The organism is Pseudomonas sp. R4-84, from assembly GCF_054130985.1.
The window spans coordinates 2,455,981-2,477,738 of record NZ_CP096390.1; the positions used below are offsets into that span (position 1 = coordinate 2,455,981).

The window sequence follows — 21,758 nt, forward strand, 5'->3', positions numbered from 1 at the left end:
TCGCCTACCGCAACGCCCTCGTCAAATGTGTTTTACCTGCGCTGTCCTGTTGTTTCATGGCCAGCCCATTGAGGGCACAGGACACCCTCGAACTGCCCACTACGGATGTGCAAGGCAGTCGGATCATTCAGGACGAGGGCTACACGGCGACGCAAGCCAGCACGGCGAGCAAGAGCGATGTACCGATCAAGGAAGAGGCGCAATCGATCAACGTAGTCACTCAGCAGACGCTGGCGGACTATCAGGTGCGCTCGCTGGAGGACGCGATGAAGTTCGTCAGCGGCGTCAGCCAGGGCAACACCCTGGGCGGCTCGCGGGACTCATTGGTCAAGCGCGGCTTCGGCACCAACGACGACGGCTCGATCCTGCGCGACGGCGTGCGTTCCAACCTGGGCCATAACTTCAGCGCCACCACCGAGCGGGTCGAAGTACTCAAGGGGCCGGCCTCGATGTTGTACGGCGCGCTGGAACCTGGCGGCCTGATCAACGTCATCAGCAAGAAGCCGCAATACACCCAGAGCACCACGCTCAGCGGTTCCGCCTACAGCGAAGGCGGCGGCACCATGGCCCTGGACACCACCGGACCGCTGGGCGATACCGGATTGGCCTATCGCCTGATCGCCGAGCGCGGCCATGAGGATTACTGGCGCAACTACGGGGTTAACGAGAGCACGCTGGTGGCGCCGTCGTTGGCCTGGACCGGCGAGCGGGCTTCGTTGAATTTGAGTTATGAGTACAACGAATATTCCAACCCGTTTGACCGGGGCACGATGTTCACCAATGGACATCCGGCTGACATCGACTATGACAAGCGCCTGGATGAACCTTGGGCCAAGAGCATCGGCATCCGTGAGACGGCCACTGCGCGGTTCGAGTATGAATTGAGTGACGCGTGGAAGACGCGGGTGACCTACGGCTGGAACAATGACCGTTACAGCCTTTCGATTGCCCAGCCGCGCCTGTCGAATGGTGTCCTTCAGCGCGCCGCCAACGGTGCCCATTATGACGATGAAACCCGCTACGCCAGTTGGGACTTCATTGGCAATCAAGAATTGTTCGGCCAGCGTCATGATCTGTTGGTCGGGGTCGACAACCAGGTTTCAGACCAGTTTCGGGGCAAGACTTACCGTGGCGCTAACCAAGCAGGTTTCGACCCTACGACTCCGGTGTACGGTGGCCTGGATGAGCCAAGTCGTGTGAATGCTGCGCAGAGCAACCTGAGCAACAAGCTGACCTCCAGTTCGGTGTATCTGAAGGACAACTGGCACCTGGACGACCGCTGGATCCTTGTATTTGGCGGTCGTTATCAGCATTACGATCAATACACGACGCAGGGACTCGTCCCTGCCAAGCCAGTTCGCGACGATAATGGAGACGCCTTCGTCCCATTCCTCGGCCTGGTCTACAAAGCCACGGAAGAACTGTCGCTATATGGCAACTACAGTCGCTCGTTCAAGCCTAACGACGTGGTGGACGAGGGTAGTCATACCTTCAAGCCGGAGGAGGGCCGCAGCTACGAAGTCGGCGCGAAATACGATCCGCTGCCGGGCCTGAATATCAACCTCGCCCTGTTCGATATCGTGAAGAAAAACGTCGTGACGTCCTCTACGATCAACGGCGTAACGTTGGCAGAAGCCGCTGGCAAAGTCGGCTCTCAAGGCCTCGAACTCGATATCACTGGTCGCCTCGCCGAACGTTGGGACTTGATCGGCACCTACGCCTATACCCACACGGAGATCCTTGATGATCCGGACGATGAAGGCCATCGTCTGGCCGACGCCCCCAAGCACACCGCCAGCCTGTACCTGAGCCACCACCTGAACGTCCCGGCCGAATTCGGTGCCTGGCACGCCGGTGCCGGCGCCCGTTATGTCGGCGAGCGCGCCGCCAACAACGCCAACGATTTCTGGCTCAGCAGCTACACCGTCGCCGACGCTTTCCTGCGCTGGGAGTCGCCGGTGTTCGGGCACAAGACGTCGTTGCAGTTGAACGTCGATAACCTGTTCGACAAGCAATACTACCCGTCATCCACCGGCAGCGAACTTCAGGTCGCCGTCGGCGAGCCGCGTACCGCCAGGTTGAGTGCCAGCGTGACGTTCTGATCGCAGCGCGCCAACAAAAATGCCCGGACAGCCATGTCCGGGCATTTTTGTTTCTGGCTTCAGGCCGTCTTCGCGCAAGCTCGCTTCCAACGAAGCGCTCTTTCAGCGAAGTCTTCGCCCGTGAGCTATGGTTGAGCCAAGCGCAGCGCTTTAGCGGTGAGTAATAATTTCCCCTTTTCGGGGCGTTCGGCCTCGACTTCCCGTCTGTCTGCACCGATTCGACCCGTTTGCTGTGCCGGCGCTTGAAACTGGAGTCAGCGTTTCAGGGCTCGAAACTCTTTTCGTCGCGAAATCAAAAATAAATTTCGCTTTTTCACCGCTTTGCGCCGGTTTTTCCAGCATTGCCTCAATCCGCCGCACTTAGGCACAGCCCTTGCTACGGCTCCACCACTATCCAGCAGAAAGGAGTTTCGATACGCCAATATAAAAAAGGAGGCGCACGTCATCCAGACGCAAAGGCCTGGTCAGAGACCCATGCCTGACGAGGTATTCAAAGAACCAGGGCTCATAAACGAGGCAAGGCCGTACTTGGTGGAATGACGACGTAATAAGAAATGCCGTGTACGACACGGCTGGGAGTTGGCTATGCCCCACGCTTTTTTCAATGAAATGTACGACGCGAAGGGTGACTGCCGCCCGCACTACCAAGCATTTTCGCGCTGGCTGGCGGACACGCCGCTGGAACTGCTGGAACAACGCCGCCGTGAAGCCGACCTGCTGTTTCATCGGGCGGGCATCACCTTCACGCTTTATGGGGACGAGCAGGGCACCGAGCGCTTGATCCCGTTCGATATCATTCCGCGCAGCATCAAGGCCAGCGAATGGCAAATCGTCGAACGCGGCTGCATCCAGCGGGTCCAGGCCCTGAACATGTTCCTGGCCGACATCTACCATGGCCAGCGCATTCTCAAGGAAGGCATCATCCCCGCCGAGCAGGTGCTCGCCAACGAGGGTTATCAAATTGCGATGCAGGGCCTGGACCTGCACCGAGGCATCTATGCCCACATCGCAGGCGTCGACCTGGTCCGCGATGGCGATGGCAGCTATTACGTGCTGGAGGACAACCTGCGCACGCCAAGTGGCGTGAGCTACATGCTCGAAGACCGCAAGATGATGATGCGCCTGTTCCCCGAACTCTTCGCCGCCCAGCGCGTAGCGCCCATCGATCATTACCCGAACCTGTTGCTCGACACGCTCAAAAGCTCAAGCCCGTTGGACAACCCGACCACCGTGGTCCTGACGCCGGGGCGTTTCAACAGCGCCTATTTCGAGCATGCGTTCCTGGCCCGGGAAATGGGAGTGGAGTTGGTGGAAGGCGCGGACCTGTTCGTGCGTGACGACCATGTCTATATGCGCACCACGGCCGGGCCCCAGCAGGTGGATGTAATCTACCGTCGCCTGGACGATGCCTACCTCGATCCGCTGTCCTTCAACCCTGATTCCATGCTCGGCGTGCCGGGGCTGATCGCGGTCTACCGTGCAGGCAATGTGGTGCTGGCAAACGCCGTCGGCACGGGCGTTGCGGATGACAAGTCGATCTATCCCTATGTCGACGACATGATCCGTTTCTACCTGACCGAAGAACCGATCCTGAAGAACGTGCCGACCTGGCAGTGTCGCAAGCCCCAGGACCTGTCCCACGTACTGGCGAACTTGCCCGACTTGGTCGTCAAGGAAACCCAGGGTTCCGGCGGCTACGGCATGTTGGTCGGGCCAGCTGCCACCGCAGCGGAGATCGAAGATTTTCGGGCCCGCCTCAAGGCCCGGCCAGAGGCCTATATCGCCCAGCCGACCTTGAGCCTTTCCACCTGTCCGACGTTCGTCGAAAGCGGCATCGCGCCACGCCACATCGACTTGCGTCCCTTCGTGCTGTCCGGCAAGGAAACTCGTCTGGTGCCCGGCGGCTTGACCCGCGTGGCGCTGCGCGAGGGCTCGCTGGTGGTGAACTCGTCCCAGGGCGGCGGTACCAAAGACACTTGGGTCGTGGAGGACTAAGACATGCTTTCAAGAACCGCATCGGACCTCTACTGGATGTCCCGCTACCTGGAGCGCGCCGAGAACCTGGCACGCATGCTCGAAGTCAGTTATTCGCTGTCGCTGATGCCCCAGGCCGGACGCGGCGATGGTCAGGCCGAGCTGGCGATGTCGTTGCTGGCGGCCGGTACGCTGGATGACTACAACGCCCGTTATGACACCCTCAACACCGAGCGCATGCTGCATTTCTTTGCGTTGGACGAAACCAACCCCGGCAGCATCTACAGTTGCCTGCGGGCGGCGCGGACCAACGCCCATGCCGTGCGCGGACGCATCACCGCGGACATGTGGGAGAACATCAACGCCACCTGGCTGGAGATGCGCAGCATCGCCAGCAACGGCCTGGGCCGTTATGGCATCAGCCATTTCTGCGAATGGGTGAAGGAGCGTTCGCACCTGTTCCGTGGCGCGACGTCGGGCACGATCATGCGCAACGATGCCTACTGTTTCATTCGCCTGGGGACATTCATCGAACGCGCCGACAACACCTTGCGGCTGCTGGATGCGCGCTACGAGATGTACGGCGAAGAATCGGAAGAGGTCAGCGACAACTCGGCGCGCGGTTACTACCAGTGGAGTGCGTTGCTGCGGGCGTTGTCTTCGTTCGAGGCGTTCAACGAGATCTACCGTAACGCGCCGAATGCCGAGCAGGTGTCTGAGATGTTGCTGCTGCGGGCCGACGTGCCACGCTCGCTGCACGCCTGCATTGAAGAACTGGACCATATTCTCGCCAGCCTGCCGGGCAATAACGGTCGGCCGGCGCAGCGGCTGGCCGCCGAGCTGAATGCGCGGCTGCGTTATTCGGGGATCGACGAGATCCTCGCGTCGGGCCTGCACCAATGGTTGACCGAGCTGATTGGCCAGATCCGCCACTTGGGCCAGACCATCCATGACGCCTATCTGGAGGTCGTATGAAACTGTCCATCCGCCACGACACGACCTATAGCTATGCCGACGAGGTCTGCACGAGCATCCAGTTCCTGCGCCTGACGCCCAAGGACACCCGACGCCAGACCATCCTGCAATGGCATCTTGAATTGCCGCGCCTGGTGCGCAGCCAGCTCGACCCGTACGGCAATATCCTGCACGTCATGACCATGGACGAGCCTCACGGCGCCCTGATCCTGACCGCTTATGGTGAAGTGCAGATCGACCAGACAGTGGAAATGGAGCCCGATACCCAATCACCGCTGCCGTTCCTGCGCACCAGCCGCCTCACTCTGGCCGACGACACCCTCAGCGCTTTCGCCGTGGCGCAATGCGGCGCACGCCGTGACCGTGCTGCGTTGGCCGACTTGATGAATGGCCTTGCCGATCGCATGCCCTACAGCCCCGGCACTACTGCCGTCAGCAGTACGGCGGCAGAGGCGTTCGCCGGTGGCGCCGGGGTCTGTCAGGACCATGCCCATGCGTTTGTGGCCTGCGCCCGCAGCCTCGGCGTGCCGGCGCGTTATGTGTCCGGCTATCTGTGTACCGAGGACGAGAGCCATCTGGCAAGCCACGCCTGGGCCGAGGCTTGGCTGGATGACGGCTGGTACAGCTTTGACGTGACCAATCGCTTGCTTCGTCCCGACCGCCATTTGAAGTTGGCGATTGGCCTGGATTACCTTGACGCCTGTCCGGTTCGCGGCATGCGCCGTGGTGGCGGGGCGGAGCAGATGCACGCGCGGGTGCAGGTAAGCTCGATGGTTCAGGTGCAGCATCAGTAATTTGACCATTGAAGCCTAAGGCCTCTTCGCGAGCAGGCTCGCTTCCCCAAAGGTTCGAGTTAACACTGGGGGAGCGAGCTTGCTCGCGATGACGCAGGCACATCCAACCTCGATACGGCTACTGAACAGGCAAAACCCTGCGCATTGGCTATACCTGTAGTTCCGCCCCCCCTCAGGTGTGGCCTACAGGAGTAACAGCATGAAACTCGCGTCCATGATCGGCACTGTCTGCATCGCTTCGCTCGCGCTGATGGGCTGCTCGAGCAAAGTCACCCAGCCGGACGAATACTCCGGCTTCCTGGGAGACTACAGCCGCCTCAAGGAAGAAAAGTCGCCTTCGGGGGCCGAAGTGATGCGTTGGGTCGATCCGCAGATCGATCTGGCTAAATACTCCAGTGTGTATATCGAGCCGACGCAGCTCTATCCCAAGCCGCAACCGACCGTGAAGATTCCCGCCGGCACGCTGGCTGGCATTACCAGCTACTACGACCAGGCGCTCAAGCGGGAGGCGGGCAAGTCGTTGCCTCTGGCGACCAGTCCCGGGCCGGGTGTGTTGGTAGTACGGGCGGCCATCACCGCGGTCAGCAGCAAGACCGAGGGGCTCAAACCTTATGAAGTGATTCCGATTGCCTTGGTGGCCGCCGCGGTCAGTACGGCCAGCGGCATTCGCGATCAGGAAACCACGCTGGGCACCGAAGCGGTGTTTCTGGACGGTGGCACTAATGCGGTGGTCGCACAGGTGGTGCGCAAGGGCACGGGTAAGCCGTTGTCGAACGAGTCCCAGGTCATGAAGCCCGATGATGTCAAAGGGGTGATCGACGGCTGGGCCTCAGATCTGCATCAGTCGTATTTGCAGCTCAAGGCTAAATAGCGGGCCCCGCCACTCGTGACTTTTTGTGTGCAGGCATAGGTCGGAGCTCCATTTCATGGTTAACTCCGGCCTCACTGTTTTCAAACCTGTCAGAAGGAATCCGTTCATGGCTCAAGTCACCCTCAAAGGCAACCCAGTCCAAGTCAACGGCCAATTGCCACAAGCCGGTTCCAAGGCGCCAGCCTTTTCCCTGGTTGCCGGCAATCTGTCGGACGTGTCCCTGCAAGACTTCGCGGGCAAGCGCAAAGTGCTGAACATTTTCCCAAGCGTCGACACCCCGACCTGCGCCACTTCCGTGCGCAAGTTCAACGCCCAGGCCAACGACCTGGATAACACCGTGGTGCTGTGCATTTCCGCCGACCTGCCGTTCGCCCAGGCCCGCTTCTGTGGCGCCGAAGGCCTGGAAAACGTACAGAACCTGTCCACGCTGCGCGGTGCCGAGTTCATCGAGAACTACGGCGTCGCCATCGCGGACGGCCCGCTCAAAGGCCTGACTGCCCGCGCCGTGGTGGTGCTGGACGAAAACGACACCGTGCTGCACAGCGAGCTGGTCAAGGAAATCGCTGAAGAGCCGAACTACGAGGCGGCGCTCGCAGCCCTGAAATAACTGTTCCGAAACAAAGTATTTATTACAATTGTTAACGGCCTGGCCTGACCAGGCCGTTTTCATTTGTGTTTCAAGGCCTTAGCCGAGCATGAGAAAGGTAAGCCCAAGGTAAATTGCCGGTAAAGGCGCTTTGCTAAATACCCGCCAGTGCTTATCGTTCAGCCTCCTGTAGAAGAAGCCCACGCGCCCAATGGTTGACCATTCAATGCAATCCTCTGTTTCCCGTAAATCTCGTCGCTGGCTGTTCGGCCTGCTCATCCTATTGGCCGTTGCGTTGCTGGCTTGGAAATTCTGGCCTGCCGGCACCGGCTCGAACAACGAAGCAGGGCAGAAAGGCGCGGCCGGGCATATGGGGCGTTCGGGCGGCATGCGGCCAGGCTTTGGCGGTGCGACGGGGCCGATCCCGGTTCGGGTGGCGCCGGCGGTGACCGGAGATTTTCCGCTGTATTACAAGGCCCTGGGCACGGTTACCGCGCTCAATACCATCAATGTTCGCAGCCGCGTGGGCGGCGAATTGGTAAAGATCGCCTTCGAGGAAGGGCAGATGGTCAAGGCCGGGGACCTGCTGGCCGAGATCGACCCGCGTCCGTACCAGAACGCCTTGCTCCAGGCCGAAGGCACGTTGCTGCAGAACCAGGCCCAATTGAAGAACGCCCAGGTCGACCTCGAGCGTTATCGCGGCTTGTATGCCGAGGACAGCATCGCCAAGCAGACCCTCGACACCGCCGCTGCGCTGGTGGGCCAATACCAGGGCACGGTCAAGACCAACCAGGCGGCGGTCAACGACGCCAAGCTCAACCTGGAATTCACCAAGATCCGCGCGCCGATCAGCGGCCGCGTAGGGTTGCGTCAACTGGACATCGGCAACCTGGTAGCGGCCAATGACACCACGGCCCTGGCCGTCATCACCCAGACCCAACCCATCAGCGTTGTCTTCACGCTGCCTGAGAACAACCTCGAAACCGTGCTCGCCCGCTACCGTGGCGGGGCGAAACTGCCGGTCGAGGCTTGGGATCGTGGTGATGTGAAGCTGCAGGCCAGCGGCGTCTTGCAAAGCCTGGACAACCAGATCGACATCACCACCGGCACCTTGAAATTCAAGGCTCGCTACGAGAACCGCGACCAGTCGCTGTTTCCCAACCAGTTCGTCAACGTGCGCCTGCTGGCCGACACGCTCAAAGGCGTGGTCCTTGCGCCGACCGCCGCCATCCAGTTCGGCACCAACGGCACGTTTGTCTATGCCTTGGATGGCGACAAGAAAGTCACCATCAAGAAGCTCAAGATCGGCGCTAGCGATGGCGACAGGACGGTCGTCACCGAGGGGCTTGCCGCTGGCGACAGGGTGGTGCTCGAAGGCACCGACCGCCTGAAAGAGGGCAGCGAAGTGGAAGTGGTCAACGACAGCCAGGAGGTGCCGACCACGCCGACCGAGCATTTGCAGGGCAAGACCGCCGCGGCCCCGACTGAGCCGGCCATGGCCGACAAGGCGAAAAAGGGCGGCGCATGAATCTCTCGCGGCTGTTCATCCTTCGCCCGGTCGCCACCACGCTGAGCATGCTGGCCATTGTCCTGGCCGGCCTGATTGCCTATCGGTTGCTGCCGGTGTCGGCACTGCCCCAGGTCGATTACCCGACCATCCGCGTGATGACGCTGTACCCGGGCGCCAGCCCTGACGTGATGACCAGCGCCGTGACCGCGCCGCTGGAGCGTCAGTTCGGGCAGATGCCGGGCCTGACGCAGATGGCGTCCACCAGTTCCGGCGGCGCATCGGTGATCACCCTGCGTTTCAACCTGGACATCAACATGGATGTCGCCGAGCAGCAGGTGCAGGCCGCGATCAACGCCGCTACCAACCTTTTGCCCACCGACCTGCCGGCGCCGCCGGTGTACAACAAGGTCAACCCGGCCGACACCCCGGTACTGACCCTGGCGATTACCTCCAAGACCATGCTGCTGCCCAAGCTCAATGATCTGGTGGACACGCGCATGGCGCAGAAGATTGCGCAGATCAGCGGCGTTGGCATGGTGACCATCGCCGGTGGCCAGCGCCAGGCCGTGCGGATCAAAGTCAATCCGCAAGCCCTGGCGTCCGCGGGCTTGAACCTGGCGGATGTGCGCACCTTGATCGGCGCTTCCAACGTCAACCAGCCCAAGGGCAACTTCGACGGTCCGACCCGAGTCTCGATGCTCGATGCCAACGATCAGTTGACCTCGCCCGAGGACTACGCCGAACTGATCCTGGCCTACGCCAACGGCGCGCCGCTGCGGCTCAAGGACGTCGCAGAGATCGTCGATGGCGCCGAGAACGAACGCCTCGCCGCCTGGGCCAACGAAAACCAGGCCGTGCTGCTCAATATCCAGCGCCAGCCAGGGGCCAACGTCATCGAGGTGGTGGACCGGATCAAGGCGATGTTGCCGAGCATCACCGACAACCTGCCGGCCGGCCTGGACGTTGCCGTGCTAACGGACCGCACCCAGACCATCCGCGCCTCGGTCACCGACGTTCAGCATGAATTGCTCATCGCCATTGCCCTGGTGGTCATGGTGACGTTCCTGTTCCTGCGACGGGTCAGTGCCACGATCATCCCGTCGGTGGCCGTGCCGCTGTCATTGATCGGTACGTTCGGCGTCATGTACCTGGCCGGTTTCTCCATCAACAACCTGACCCTGATGGCCCTCACCATCGCCACCGGTTTTGTGGTGGACGATGCCATCGTCATGCTGGAGAACATCGCCCGCTACATCGAGGAGGGCGACAGCCCGATGCAGGCGGCGCTCAAGGGTGCGAGGCAGATCGGCTTCACCTTGATTTCCCTGACACTGTCGCTGATCGCGGTGCTGATTCCGCTGCTGTTCATGGCGGACGTGGTCGGTCGCCTGTTCCGCGAATTCGCCATCACCCTGGCGGTGGCGATCCTGATCTCGCTGGTGGTGTCCCTGACCCTGACGCCGATGATGTGCGCGCGGCTGCTCAAGCGTGAACCCAAGGAAGAGGAGCAGGGCCGCTTCTACCGCGCCAGCGGCGCCTGGATCGATTGGTTGATCGCCGCCTACGGGCGCAAGTTGCAATGGGTACTCAAGCACCAACCGCTGACGCTGTTGGTGGCAGTGGGTAGCCTGGTGTTGACGGTGGTGTTGTACCTGGCCGTGCCCAAGGGCTTTTTCCCGGTGCAGGATACGGGCGTGATCCAGGGCATATCCGAGGCGCCGCAATCGATCTCCTTCGCCGCCATGAGCGAGCGCCAGCAGCAATTGGCCAAGGTCATCCTCGCCGATCCCGCCGTGCAAAGCCTGTCTTCCTACATAGGCGTGGACGGTGACAACGCCACGCTCAACAGCGGCCGCCTGCTGATCAACCTCAAGCCCCACAGCGAACGGGACGACAGCGCCAGCGCGATCATCGCCCGCCTGCAACCGCAACTGGACCGACTGGTGGGCATCCGGCTGTTCATGCAACCGGTGCAGGACCTGACCATCGAAGACCGGGTCAGCCGTACCCAATACCAGTTCAGCCTGTCGTCGCCGGATGCCGAATTGCTCAGCCTCTGGAGCGGGCGGCTCGTCGAAGCCCTGGTGCAACAGCCAGAACTCACCGACGTCGCCAGTGACTTGCAGGACAAGGGCTTGCAGGTCTACCTGGTGATCGACCGCGACGCCGCATCGAGACTGGGCGTGTCGGTGTCGAACATCACCGATGCGCTTTACGACGCCTTCGGCCAGCGGCAGATTTCGACCATCTATACCCAGGCCAGCCAATACCGCGTGGTGCTGCAGGCTCAGGCGGGGGAAAAGATCGGCCCGCAGGCCCTTGAGCAGATCCATGTCAAGACCACCGACGGCGGGCAAGTCCGCCTGTCGAGCCTGGCCCGGGTCGAAGAACGTCAGGCGCAGTTGGCGATTGCTCACATTGGCCAGTTCCCGGCAGTGATGATGTCGTTCAACCTGGCACCGGGCGTGGCCCTTGGGCACGCTGTCGATGTCATCGAGAAAGTGCAGAAGGACATCGGCATGCCGGTCGGCGTACAGACCGAATTCCAGGGCGCGGCGCAGGCGTTCCAGGCGTCGCTGTCGAGCACCTTGTTGTTGATCCTGGCGGCGGTGGTGACCATGTACATCGTGCTGGGCGTGCTCTACGAGAGCTACATCCACCCGATCACGATTCTTTCCACCTTGCCCTCGGCGGCCATCGGCGCGTTGCTGGCATTGATGCTGACCGGCAATGACCTGGGCATGATCGCGATCATCGGTATCATCTTGCTGATCGGTATCGTCAAGAAGAACGCGATCATGATGATCGACTTTGCCCTCGACGCCGAGCGCAACCAGGGCATGGACCCGCAGACCGCCATCTACCAGGCTGCGTTGCTGCGCTTCCGGCCGATCCTGATGACCACCCTCGCTGCGCTGTTCGGCGCCGTGCCGCTGATGCTCGCCACCGGCTCCGGCGCCGAGTTGCGCCAGCCCCTGGGCCTGGTGATGGTGGGCGGCTTGCTGGTGAGCCAGGTGCTCACGCTGTTCACCACGCCGGTGATCTACCTGTACTTCGATCGCCTGGGGCGGCGGTTCGTCAGGCCTGAGGCCGATGAGGTGCGGGTATGACGGCTTTCGTGCCGTGCCAGGGCTTTTCGTGGCGAGGGAGCTTGCTCCCGCTGGGCTGCGCAGCGGCCCCTTTTGTGAGCGCTGCGCACTCAAGCGGGAGCAAGCTCCCTCGCCACGAAAGCCTGTCCATTGAAGCATGGGGCTGCGGCCGATGAACCTCTCCGGCCCCTTCATCCGCCGTCCAGTGGCGACCATGCTTCTGAGCTTCGCGATCATGCTGCTCGGCGGCGTGTGCTTTGGCTTGCTGCCGGTTTCGCCGTTGCCGCAAATGGATTTCCCGGTGATCGTGGTCCAGGCCAACCTGCCGGGGGCGAGCCCGGAGGTGATGGCTTCCACCGTGGCGACGCCGCTGGAGCGCTCGTTCGGCGCCATCGCCGGGGTCAATACCATGAGCAGCCGTTCGAGCCAGGGCTCGACCCGGGTGATCCTGCAATTCGACTTGGACCGCGACATCAATGGCGCGGCGCGGGAAGTACAGGCGGCAATCAACGCCTCGCGCAATCTGCTGCCCAGTGGCATGCGCAGCATGCCGACCTACAAGAAGGTCAACCCGTCCCAGGCGCCGATCATGGTGCTTTCGCTGACCTCCGACGTGCTGGAGAAAGGCCAGCTCTATGACCTGGCTTCCACCATCCTGTCCCAGAGCCTGTCCCAGGTGGCGGGGGTGGGGGAAGTGCAGATCGGCGGCAGTTCGCTGCCGGCGGTGCGTATCGAGCTGGAGCCACAATTACTCAACCAGTACGGCGTGGCGCTCGACGACGTCCGCACGGCGATCGCCGACAGCAATGTCCGCCGGCCAAAAGGGTCGGTCGAAGACGACAAGCGCATGTGGCAAGTCCAGGCCAATGACCAGTTGGAAAAGGCCAAGGACTACGAAACGCTGGTCATCCGCTACCAGGACGGCTCGGTGTTGCGGCTCAAGGATGTGGCGAAGGTCAGCGACAGCGTGGAGGACCGCTACAACAGTGGGTTTTTCAACGGCGATGCCGCCGTGCTGCTGGTCATCAACCGCCAGGCCGGCGCCAACATCATCGAAACCGTCAACGAGATCAAGAACCAGCTGCCGGCCCTGCAAGCGGTGCTCCCGGCCAGCGTCAAGCTCAACCTGGCCATGGACCGCTCGCCGGTGATCAAGGCCACCCTGCACGAAGCGGAAATGACCCTGTTGATCGCCGTGGCGCTGGTGGTGCTGGTGGTGTTCCTGTTCCTCGGTAATTTCCGTGCGTCGCTGATCCCGACCCTGGCGGTGCCGGTGTCGTTGGTGGGCACGTTCGCGGTGATGTACCTCTACGGTTTTTCCCTGAACAACCTGTCGCTGATGGCGCTGATCCTCGCCACCGGGCTGGTGGTGGACGATGCCATCGTGGTGTTGGAGAACATTTCCCGGCACATCGACGAGGGCGTGCCGCCGATGAAAGCGGCCTACCTGGGCGCCGAGGAAGTGGGCTTCACCTTGCTGTCGATGAACGCCTCGCTGGTGGCGGTGTTCCTGTCGATCCTGTTCATGGGCGGGATCGTCGAGAGTCTGTTTCGCGAATTTTCCATCACCCTGGCGGCCGCCATCGTGGTCTCGCTGGTGGTGTCCCTGACGCTTACCCCGATGCTCTGCGCCCGGTGGCTAAAGCCCCACGTGCCGGGGCAGGAAAACCGCTTGCAGCGTTGGAGCCACGGGCTCAACGAGCGCATGGTCCGGGGGTACGCCCTCAGCCTGGATTGGGTGCTGCGCCATCGGCGCCTGACCTTGCTCAGCCTGCTGGTGACCATCGGCGTGAATATCGCACTGTACGTAGTGGTGCCAAAGACGTTCATGCCCCAGCAGGACACCGGCCAATTGATCGGCTTCGTGCGCGGTGACGATGGGCTGTCGTTCAACGTGATGCAGCCGAAAATGGAAATCTTCCGTCGCGCGGTGCTCAAGGACGAAGCGGTGCAGAGCGTGGCGGGTTTCATCGGCGGCAACAACGGCACCAACAATGCTTTCATGCTGGTGCGCCTCAAGCCGATCAAGGAACGCGGGGTTTCCGCGCAAAAGGTCATCGAGCGCTTGCGCAAGGAAATGCCCAAGGTACCCGGTGCCCAATTGATGCTGATGGCCGACCAGGACCTGCAATTCGGTGGCGGTCGCGAGCAGACCACGTCGCAGTATTCCTACATCCTCCAGAGCGCCGACCTGGCGTCGCTGCGCATCTGGTATCCCAAGGTCGTCGCCGCTTTCCGTGCCTTGCCGGAACTGACCGCCATCGACGCCCGCGACGGTGGCGGGGCGCAGCAGGTGACGCTGATCGTGGACCGCGACCAGGCCAAGCGCCTGGGCATCGACATGGACATGGTCACCTCGGTACTGAACAACGCCTACAGCCAGCGGCAGATCTCGACCATCTACGACAGCCTGAACCAGTATCAGGTGGTCATGGAGGTCAATCCCAAATATGCCCAGGACCTGAATACGCTCGAGCAGGTCCAGGTGATTACCGCCGATGGCGCGCGGGTCCCGCTGTCGGCGATTGCCCATTATGAAAACAGCCTGGAGGACGACCGGGTCAGCCATGAAGGCCAGTTCGCTTCAGAAGGTATTTCGTTCGACATGGCCGAAGGCGTCACGGTGGAGCAGGGCACCGCGGCGATCGAGCGGGCGATAGCCAAGCTCGGGATGCCCGAAGATGTCATCGCGAAAATGGCCGGCACCGCCGACGCGTTCGCCGCGACCCAGAAAAGCCAGCCGTTCATGATCCTCGGCGCGTTGCTGGCGGTGTACCTAGTGCTCGGCGTGCTGTACGAAAGCTATATCCACCCGCTGACCATCCTGTCCACCTTGCCCTCGGCCGGGGTGGGCGCGTTGTTGTCGATCTATGTCCTGGGCAGCGAGTTCAGCCTGATCTCGCTGCTGGGGTTGTTCCTGCTGATTGGCGTCGTGAAGAAAAACGCCATCCTCATGATCGACCTCGCATTGCAATTGGAGCGCGCCGGCCAAACGCCGTTGGAGTCGATCCGCAGCGCTTGCCTGTTGCGACTGCGGCCTATCCTCATGACCACGCTGGCCGCGATCCTCGGAGCCCTGCCGCTGTTGCTCGGTGGCGCCGAAGGCTCGGAAATGCGCCAACCGCTGGGCCTGACCATTATCGGCGGGTTGGTATTCAGCCAGGTCCTGACGCTCTACACCACCCCGGTGGCCTACCTCTATCTTGATAACCTGCGCCATCGTTTCAACCGCTGGCGTGGGGTGCGCACTGATGCTGCCCTGGAAACTCCGCTATGACCGATCGTTCGTTGTTCAACCTTGTCGCTGCGCTGGCGACTGCCCGTGGTTCGCGTGTCTTGAGCCTGGCGCTCTGCGTGGCACTGCTGAGTGCCTGCGCAATCGGTCCCGATTACCAGCGCCCGTCAGCCGCCGCGCCGTCGCAGTACAAGGAGGCCCAGGGCTGGCGCCAGGCCAACCCCAGCGACGCCCTGGCCCGTGGCGCCTGGTGGGAACTGTACGCTGACACCCGGCTCAACGACCTGGTGGAACAGCTCAACGCCTCCAACCAGACCGTGGCCCAGGCCGAAGCCCAGTACCGTCAGGCCCAGGCTTTGGCGCGCAGTGCTCGCGGGGCGTTCTTTCCGACGGTCGACCTTTCGGTCGGCAAGACCCGCTCCAGCCAAGGCACGGGCAGCAGCAGTTCGAGCCTGAGCAGTTCCTCCAGCGGCATCCGCGACACTTACAGCGCCCAGGCCGGCGTGAGCTGGGAAGCGGACGTGTGGGGCAGGTTGCGCCGTACCTTGGAGGCTGATGAAGCCAGCGCCGAGGCCAGCTTTGCCGACCTGGCGGCGATGCGTCTGAGCCAGCAATCGGAGCTGGTGCAGAACTACCTGCAGTTGCGGGTGATCGACCAGCAGAAGCGCTTGTTGCAGACCACCGTCGACAACTACCAGCGCTCCCTGAAAATGACCGAAAACCAGTACCGCGCCGGGGTGTCCGGCAAGGATGCGGTGGCCCAGGCACAGAACCAGCTCAAGACCACCCAGGGCGACCTGATCGACCTGATCTGGCAGCGTGCGCAGTTCGAAAATGCCATTGCCGTGCTGATCGGTCTGCCGCCGGCCGAATTCAGCCTGGCCGAAACCCAGGATGTCCCAGCGCTGCCGCAAGTCCCGGTGGCCGTGCCGTCGCAACTGCTCGAACGCCGTCCAGACATCGCATCGGCGGAGCGCTCGGTCATGGCGGCGAACGCCAACATCGGCGTGGCGAAGGCCGCCTATTACCCGGACCTGACCCTGAGCCTGAGCGGTGGCTACAGCAGCAGTACCTACGATAACTGGGTGAGCGTGCCGAACCGCTTCTGGTCGGTCGGCCCGCAACTGGCGATGACCCTGTTCGATGGCGGCCAGCGCTCAGCGGAGGTCGACCGCAGCGTGGCGGCGTATGATCAGACGGTCGCCACCTATCGCCAGACCGTGCTCGACGGTTTCCGCGAAGTCGAGAACTACATGATCCAGCTCAAGGTGCTCGAAGACGAAGCCCGCGTGCGCCAGGAAGCCCTCGACGCCGCCCGCGAGTCCCTGCGCCTGACGCAGAATCAGTACAGGGCAGGGCTGATCGGTTATCTCGACGTGGTGTCTGTCCAGGCTACAGCTCTGAGCAACGAGCGCAGCGTGTTGAGCCTGCAACAGAGTCGGTTGATTGCGAGTGTGCAGTTGATTGCCGCGTTGGGCGGTGGTTGGGATGGGCGGTTGGAGGCGTCCGAGCAGCCGGCAACGGACTGATACCCGCCCCAGACCTTGTGGGAGCGAGCCTGCTCGCGAAAGCAGTGGTTCAGCTTATGAAAATGTTGACTGACCTGCCGCCTTCGCGAGCAGGCTCGCTCCCACATTAGATTGCGCAGCGTGATGCAGTCCCGCTTTTGGCCGATGCGCTGCCTACGTCCGGTCGTGATCGCTTGTTATAGTTCAGGCCTCTTCCAGCCGGTCAAAGGATACTGCCATGTCGCAATACCAAGCGTTCAACGTCGAACTTGCAGACAACATCGCCCATGTGCAGATCAACCGACCGGACAAGATCAACGCCATGAACGCGGCGTTCTGGAGCGAAATCGTCGAGATTTTCCAATGGATCGACGACACCGACGAAGTGCGGGTGGTGGTCCTGAGCGGTGCCGGCAAGCACTTTTCTTCAGGCATCGACCTGATGATGCTGGCTGGCGTGGCGAACGAACTGGGCAAGGATGTGGGCCGTAACGCCCGCGTGCTGCGACGCAAGATCCTGCAGCTGCAAGCCTCGTTCAATGCCGTGGACAACTGCCGCAAACCGGTACTCGCGGCGGTCCAGGGCTATTGTCTCGGTGGTGCCATCGACCTGATTTCCGCTTGCGACATGCGCTACGCCGCCGAAGACGCGCAGTTCTCCATCAAGGAAATCGACATCGGCATGGCGGCCGATGTTGGGACATTGCAACGCTTGCCCCGGATCATCGGGGACGGCATGCTGCGTGAACTCGCTTATACGGGGCGCACCTTCGGTGCCGACGAAGCGCGCAGCATTGGCCTGGTCAATCGTGTCTACAATGACACCGCCAGCCTGCTCGACGGCGTGATGGGCATTGCCCGGGAAATCGCCGCCAAGTCGCCGATTGCCATCACCGGCACCAAGGAAATGATCAGCTACATGCGCGACCACCGCATCGACGACGGCCTGGAATATGTCGCCACGTGGAATGCCGCCATGCTGCAATCAAATGACCTGCGCGTGGCTATGGCCGCCCATATGAGCAAACAGAAACCCGAATTTCTGGATTGATCGATCATGATTTCACGCTGGACCACCGCAGTACTCGACACCGACCTTCCCGGCGGCTGGGCCGTGGCCCGCAGCCCGGAAGGTTTTTTGTACGACGATAACGGCGCGCTGTTTCCTCGCGACTGGCTCAAGCGCCAAGACCTGTCGATCCTCGCCGAGCACGGCATCGGCCATTTCGATGGCGAGCCGGTCTACCTGCTGGAACTGCACAGCCCCCTGGATATTCCCGGTTGCAGCTGGAAAGGCTTGCGCGCGTTCATGCTCGAGGAAGATCACACGCTGTTCAAGGTGTTGGGTTATGCCGCTCAGGTCGGGACCTGGGCCCGGGAACACCGCTTTTGCGGCAGTTGCGGCCAGCCCATGAGCCAGGTGCCGCGCGAGCGGGCGATGCATTGCCAGGCGTGCGATCTGCGGCATTACCCGCGGATCTCACCGAGCATGATCGTGCTGATCACCCGTGGCGATGAAGTCCTGCTCGCACGTTCGCCCCGTTTTGTCTCGGGTGTCTACAGCACCTTGGCTGGATTTGCCGAGCCGGGCGAGTCGGCCGAGGACTGCCTCGTCCGGGAAGTCCGCGAAGAAGTCAGTATCGAAGTGAAGAACATCCAGTACGTGGGCAGCCAGTGCTGGCCGTTTCCCCATTCGATGATGCTGGGCTTCCACGCCGAATACGCCAGCGGCGACATCGTGCCCCAAGAGGACGAGATCGAAGACGCGCAGTGGTTCAGCATCCACGATCTGCCACCGCTTCCCGCCTCGCGCTCGATTGCCCGGTATCTGATCGACCTCTACGTGGCGCGGCGCTTAGGCCATGCTGAACCAGTGTTGCCAGGCTAGGCGCACGGTCAGGGCCAGCACCACGGTGATGAACACTGGCCGGATGAACTTCGCGCCGCCGCTGATGGCGGTGCGCGCGCCAAAGAAAGCACCGACCATCACCGACAGGCCCATGCTCAGGCCGATGATCCAGTCCACCTGGCCCGAGACGATGAACACCGTCAGCGCCGCGATGTTACTGACGAAGTTCATGCTGCGGGCCACGCCGCTGGCCTTGACCAGGTCGATGGGGTAGAGCAGCAGGCTGCTGACGGTCCAGAACGCACCCGTGCCCGGGCCGGCCACGCCGTCATAGAAACCGAGGGCGAAGCCTTGCGGCGACTGCCAGGTCTTCTTGATCGGCGCATTGCTGTCCAGCGGTGCCTTGGGCGTGCCGCCGAACAGCAAGTAGAGGCCGCAGGCAAAGACAATGACCGGCAGCATCTTGTTCAGCCACTCGGCGGGCAGATAATGGGCAACGACGGCACCGGCCAGGGCACCGATCAGCGTGCCGACGAGGGCGTGGGTCCACTGCCGTGGGTGAAACAGCTTGCGCTTGTAAAAGGTAAAGCTGGCCGTGGCCGAGCCAAAGGTCGAGCTGAGCTTGTTGGTGCCCAGCACCAAGTGTGGCGGCAGGCCGGCGGTCAACAGGGCCGGGGTGGTGAGCAGCCCGCCACCGCCGGCAATGGCATCGATGAAGCCGGCGATGAACGCCACAACGGCCAGTATCGCGAGGGTGGAAAGTTCAACGCTGAGTTCGAAAGGCATGGAATGGACTTAGTCGGCAGGGCGCAGGAGGGCTGCGGGAAAGGCCGGTATGTTACCGATTATGACCGCGCGCCGCGACTGTCCGGTGAGGCCCTGCAATCCCGGTGGCGAGGGAGTTGCTCCCTCGCCATGGAGTTTGATCTATTCCGGCCGGAACACCGCCCGTAGGCAATCCTGGCGTTTGTCCTTGAACATTGCGTAGCCCTCAACCGATTGCTCCAGGCCCATGGGATGCGTCAGCAGATAGGAGGGGTCCAGGTCACCGTTCTGGATGTGTTCGAACAGACGCTTCACATAACGCTGTCCCGGTTGCTGGCCGGAACGCAGGGTCAGTGACTTGTTCACGATCGCGCCCATCGGGAATTTGTCCAGCAAGCCGCCGTACACCCCGACCACCGACACCGTCCCGCCTTTACGACACGCACGAATCGACTGGCGCAACACGGTCCCGCGCTCGGTGTGCAGGCGCAGCATCTGTTTGGTCTTGTCGTAGAAATAATCGACTTCCGTGCCATGGGCCTCCATGCCGACGCAATCGATGCAGCGATCCGGTCCACGGCCGCCGGTCAGTTCCAGCAGGGCGGCATGCACGTCGGTGGTCTCGTAGTTGAGGGCGATGGCGCCGGCCTTTTCCTCGGCCAGGCGCAAACGATCGGCAAAGCGGTCGATGGCAATTACCCGTTCTGCGCCTAGCAAGTAGGCGCTGGACATCGCCATCAGCCCAACCCCGCCGCAACCCCAGACCGCCACCGTATCGCCGGGTTGGATATCGGCGTTGTCGGCGGCGAAATAACCGGTGGGCACCGCATCGGAGACGAACACGGCCTGCTCGTCCCTGACGCCATCGGGGATCGTGAACAGGTTGACGTCGGCAAACGGCACGCGGATATAGGTGGCGTGGCTGCCGGCATAACCACCGAACGCATGGCTGTAGCCAATGATGCCGCAGGCGGGTTGACCGTAGGCGATGTCGGTGGCGGTGGGGTTTGGATTGGAGTTGTCGCAGCAGGAAAAGTCCGAACGCTGGCAATGCTCGCATTCTCCGCAGCCGACAATCGACACTGTGACGACCCGGTCGCCTTTCTTGATCTGCGTGACAGCCGAGCCGGTTTCCACCACTTCGCCCATGAACTCATGCCCGATGATATCGCCGGCCTGCATGGTCGGCACGTAGCCGCCAAGCAGATGCAGGTCCGAGCCGCACACCGAGGACAGGATCACCCGCACGATGGCGTCGCGGGGATTCAGGATGGAGGGATCGTCCACCGTCTCGACCTGCAGTTTGTTGGGGCCTTGCCAAGTCAATGCGCGCATCAGACGGTACCTCCATTGAGTTCGGGTTTGTCAGAGGATGAGTCATTGGCCGGCGCTTGCGTCGCGTGGGTAGCCGGGTGGACAAACAGAAAGTCCTTGGTATGCGGATCGCGCATCTTGTTGGTGCTGACTTCGCCCGTTTCCAGTTGCTGCTTGATGCTGCGCAGCACATTGAGCAGGGCCTTGTCGGAGAACCGGGAAATAGCGGCGGCGAGCGCATAGCCGGCCGCGCCGAGAGGCGTCTCGCAAGCCACGATGACTTTGATCTGCGTACCGCGACCGGCGGGCGCATCGCTGAAATGCATCTGGATGTCATGCTTGAAGCGTCGGTCCGGACCGGCAATCCAGTGCAGCTTGCGGCCTTCCTTGGGTTCGCAGTGTTCGAGGTCACACTGCAACGTCTTGTCCATCGGGCCATGGGCGACCCAGCGATAAGTTCGTTCGCCCGTCTGTTCGATGGCGTCCACCCATGGCATGAGCGCTCCCAGATTGGCCGGTTCGCTGCAGAACGCGTAGACCTCGTCCCTCGGCTTGCCCACCGTGATGCTGCGGGAAATGACCTTGCTGCCGTCCCAATCGCGATCCTGTTCGAATGTTTGTTCGAAAGGGCTGTGGGTCAGGGCTTGCTTGATCCGGCATGTGCCTGAATAGGCTCGCCAGGCAGCGCACGCGCCGAGCAGCACCTGCGGCCAGCCCTTTAGACCGCCCTGGCGCAAACCATTGGCAAGCAATAACGAGCCGGCCACCAGCGACACCAGGCGCTCCGGCGTGCCAAGATTGGGGCGTGATGAGGTGGGCACCGGAGCCCGGCTCGCCACCAGTTTTGGGCGTTCAGTCATGATGGTTCTCCTTGCTGATCCAGGGGACGACATAACGAATGAACCGAGGGCAACGGCGGTTGTTCCGTTGGTGTGAGTGGTTTCCCGATGAGCCGGTTGGCAGAGGTTTCGGCCCGTCGTGTTGCCCAGGAAATACATCCGAAGGTCTCACCGCCAGGCAAATTTTTTTTGAAATCAAGGGGTTGTCAGCTTAGGCAAATGAGTACATAATTGCGCCCATCGAATGCATCGAGGCGTAAAAAACTTCAATGTTTTCAAGGAGATAGCTCGCTATTAGCGGCTTTGTCCGGATAAGTTTTTATCCGTTTGATGTGGTTTCATTGCAT

At 61.8% G+C, this 21,758-nt stretch carries 15 protein-coding genes; 12 read left to right on the forward strand and 3 right to left on the reverse strand.

Annotated elements, in window-relative coordinates; all coding sequences use genetic code 11:
- The first annotated feature begins 56 nt into the window (after positions 1 to 56).
- The 12 genes from M1D68_RS11330 (at position 57) to nudC (ending at position 18,532) form a co-directional block, all read left to right on the forward strand.
- Positions 57 to 2,102, forward strand: a complete 2,046-nt coding sequence (locus M1D68_RS11330) for a TonB-dependent siderophore receptor (RefSeq protein WP_457970385.1) — start codon at positions 57 to 59, stop codon at positions 2,100 to 2,102.
- Positions 2,103 to 2,687: 585 nt separating this feature from the next.
- Positions 2,688 to 4,097, forward strand: a complete 1,410-nt coding sequence (locus M1D68_RS11335) for a circularly permuted type 2 ATP-grasp protein (protein ID WP_420766772.1) — start codon at positions 2,688 to 2,690, stop codon at positions 4,095 to 4,097.
- 3 nt (positions 4,098 to 4,100) lie between these two features.
- Complete coding sequence (locus M1D68_RS11340; protein ID WP_457970387.1) at positions 4,101 to 5,051, forward strand: alpha-E domain-containing protein; 951 nt, start codon at positions 4,101 to 4,103, stop codon at positions 5,049 to 5,051.
- Positions 5,048 to 5,845, forward strand: coding sequence for a transglutaminase family protein (locus M1D68_RS11345; protein ID WP_420766774.1), 798 nt, complete (start codon positions 5,048 to 5,050; stop codon positions 5,843 to 5,845). The genes M1D68_RS11340 and M1D68_RS11345 overlap by 4 nt, the downstream gene beginning before the upstream one ends.
- 199 nt (positions 5,846 to 6,044) lie before the next feature.
- Positions 6,045 to 6,716, forward strand: a complete 672-nt coding sequence (locus tag M1D68_RS11350) for a DUF3313 domain-containing protein (RefSeq protein ID WP_457970389.1) — start codon at positions 6,045 to 6,047, stop codon at positions 6,714 to 6,716.
- A 106-nt stretch (positions 6,717 to 6,822) separates the two neighbouring features.
- Positions 6,823 to 7,323, forward strand: a complete 501-nt coding sequence (gene tpx, locus M1D68_RS11355) for a thiol peroxidase (RefSeq protein WP_420766776.1) — start codon at positions 6,823 to 6,825, stop codon at positions 7,321 to 7,323.
- Between the two features lie 190 nt (positions 7,324 to 7,513).
- Complete coding sequence (locus M1D68_RS11360; protein ID WP_420766777.1) at positions 7,514 to 8,830, forward strand: MdtA/MuxA family multidrug efflux RND transporter periplasmic adaptor subunit; 1,317 nt, start codon at positions 7,514 to 7,516, stop codon at positions 8,828 to 8,830.
- A complete protein-coding gene (locus tag M1D68_RS11365) occupies positions 8,827 to 11,922 on the forward strand; it encodes an MdtB/MuxB family multidrug efflux RND transporter permease subunit (protein WP_457970391.1) in 3,096 nt (1,031 codons plus the stop codon). The genes M1D68_RS11360 and M1D68_RS11365 overlap by 4 nt, the downstream gene beginning before the upstream one ends.
- A gap of 151 nt (positions 11,923 to 12,073) precedes the next feature.
- On the forward strand, positions 12,074 to 15,178 hold the full coding sequence (locus M1D68_RS11370) for an efflux RND transporter permease subunit (RefSeq protein ID WP_457970393.1): 3,105 nt from the start codon (positions 12,074 to 12,076) through the stop codon (positions 15,176 to 15,178).
- On the forward strand, positions 15,175 to 16,665 hold the full coding sequence (locus M1D68_RS11375) for an efflux transporter outer membrane subunit (RefSeq protein WP_420766780.1): 1,491 nt from the start codon (positions 15,175 to 15,177) through the stop codon (positions 16,663 to 16,665). The genes M1D68_RS11370 and M1D68_RS11375 overlap by 4 nt, the downstream gene beginning before the upstream one ends.
- 217 nt (positions 16,666 to 16,882) lie before the next feature.
- Positions 16,883 to 17,695, forward strand: a complete 813-nt coding sequence (locus tag M1D68_RS11380; RefSeq protein ID WP_434611198.1) for a crotonase/enoyl-CoA hydratase family protein — start codon at positions 16,883 to 16,885, stop codon at positions 17,693 to 17,695.
- 6 nt (positions 17,696 to 17,701) lie between these two features.
- Positions 17,702 to 18,532: an NAD(+) diphosphatase gene (gene nudC, locus M1D68_RS11385; RefSeq protein WP_434563828.1), complete on the forward strand. Its 831-nt coding sequence runs from the start codon at positions 17,702 to 17,704 to the stop codon at positions 18,530 to 18,532.
- Here nudC and M1D68_RS11390 read toward each other — a convergent pair.
- The 3 genes from M1D68_RS11390 to M1D68_RS11400 all read right to left on the reverse strand — a co-directional run bounded on the left by M1D68_RS11390 (position 18,500) and on the right by M1D68_RS11400 (position 21,432).
- On the reverse strand, positions 18,500 to 19,279 hold the full coding sequence (locus M1D68_RS11390) for a TSUP family transporter (protein WP_434611200.1): 780 nt from the start codon (positions 19,277 to 19,279) through the stop codon (positions 18,500 to 18,502). The genes nudC and M1D68_RS11390 overlap by 33 nt on opposite strands.
- A 141-nt stretch (positions 19,280 to 19,420) precedes the next feature.
- A complete protein-coding gene (locus tag M1D68_RS11395; RefSeq protein ID WP_420766784.1) occupies positions 19,421 to 20,593 on the reverse strand; it encodes a zinc-dependent alcohol dehydrogenase in 1,173 nt (390 codons plus the stop codon).
- A complete protein-coding gene (locus M1D68_RS11400) occupies positions 20,593 to 21,432 on the reverse strand; it encodes an SRPBCC family protein (RefSeq protein ID WP_434563832.1) in 840 nt (279 codons plus the stop codon). The genes M1D68_RS11395 and M1D68_RS11400 overlap by 1 nt, the downstream gene beginning before the upstream one ends.
- Positions 21,433 to 21,758 lie beyond the last annotated feature (326 nt).

Bases quoted from the DNA above. Each gene is read 5' to 3' on its own strand.
- M1D68_RS11365 (WP_457970391.1), top strand. From the start codon at position 8,827: ATGAATCTCTCGCGGCTGTTCATCCTTCGCCCGGTCGCCACCACGCTG.
- M1D68_RS11330 (WP_457970385.1), top strand. From the start codon at position 57: ATGGCCAGCCCATTGAGGGCACAGGACACCCTCGAACTGCCCACTACG.
- tpx (WP_420766776.1), top strand. From the start codon at position 6,823: ATGGCTCAAGTCACCCTCAAAGGCAACCCAGTCCAAGTCAACGGCCAA.
- nudC (WP_434563828.1), top strand. From the start codon at position 17,702: ATGATTTCACGCTGGACCACCGCAGTACTCGACACCGACCTTCCCGGC.
- M1D68_RS11400 (WP_434563832.1), bottom strand. From the start codon at position 21,432: ATGACTGAACGCCCAAAACTGGTGGCGAGCCGGGCTCCGGTGCCCACC.
- M1D68_RS11395 (WP_420766784.1), bottom strand. From the start codon at position 20,593: ATGCGCGCATTGACTTGGCAAGGCCCCAACAAACTGCAGGTCGAGACG.
- M1D68_RS11390 (WP_434611200.1), bottom strand. From the start codon at position 19,279: ATGCCTTTCGAACTCAGCGTTGAACTTTCCACCCTCGCGATACTGGCC.
- M1D68_RS11370 (WP_457970393.1), top strand. From the start codon at position 12,074: ATGAACCTCTCCGGCCCCTTCATCCGCCGTCCAGTGGCGACCATGCTT.
- M1D68_RS11380 (WP_434611198.1), top strand. From the start codon at position 16,883: ATGTCGCAATACCAAGCGTTCAACGTCGAACTTGCAGACAACATCGCC.
- M1D68_RS11345 (WP_420766774.1), top strand. From the start codon at position 5,048: ATGAAACTGTCCATCCGCCACGACACGACCTATAGCTATGCCGACGAG.
- M1D68_RS11350 (WP_457970389.1), top strand. From the start codon at position 6,045: ATGAAACTCGCGTCCATGATCGGCACTGTCTGCATCGCTTCGCTCGCG.
- M1D68_RS11340 (WP_457970387.1), top strand. From the start codon at position 4,101: ATGCTTTCAAGAACCGCATCGGACCTCTACTGGATGTCCCGCTACCTG.
- M1D68_RS11335 (WP_420766772.1), top strand. From the start codon at position 2,688: ATGCCCCACGCTTTTTTCAATGAAATGTACGACGCGAAGGGTGACTGC.
- M1D68_RS11375 (WP_420766780.1), top strand. From the start codon at position 15,175: ATGACCGATCGTTCGTTGTTCAACCTTGTCGCTGCGCTGGCGACTGCC.
- M1D68_RS11360 (WP_420766777.1), top strand. From the start codon at position 7,514: ATGGTTGACCATTCAATGCAATCCTCTGTTTCCCGTAAATCTCGTCGC.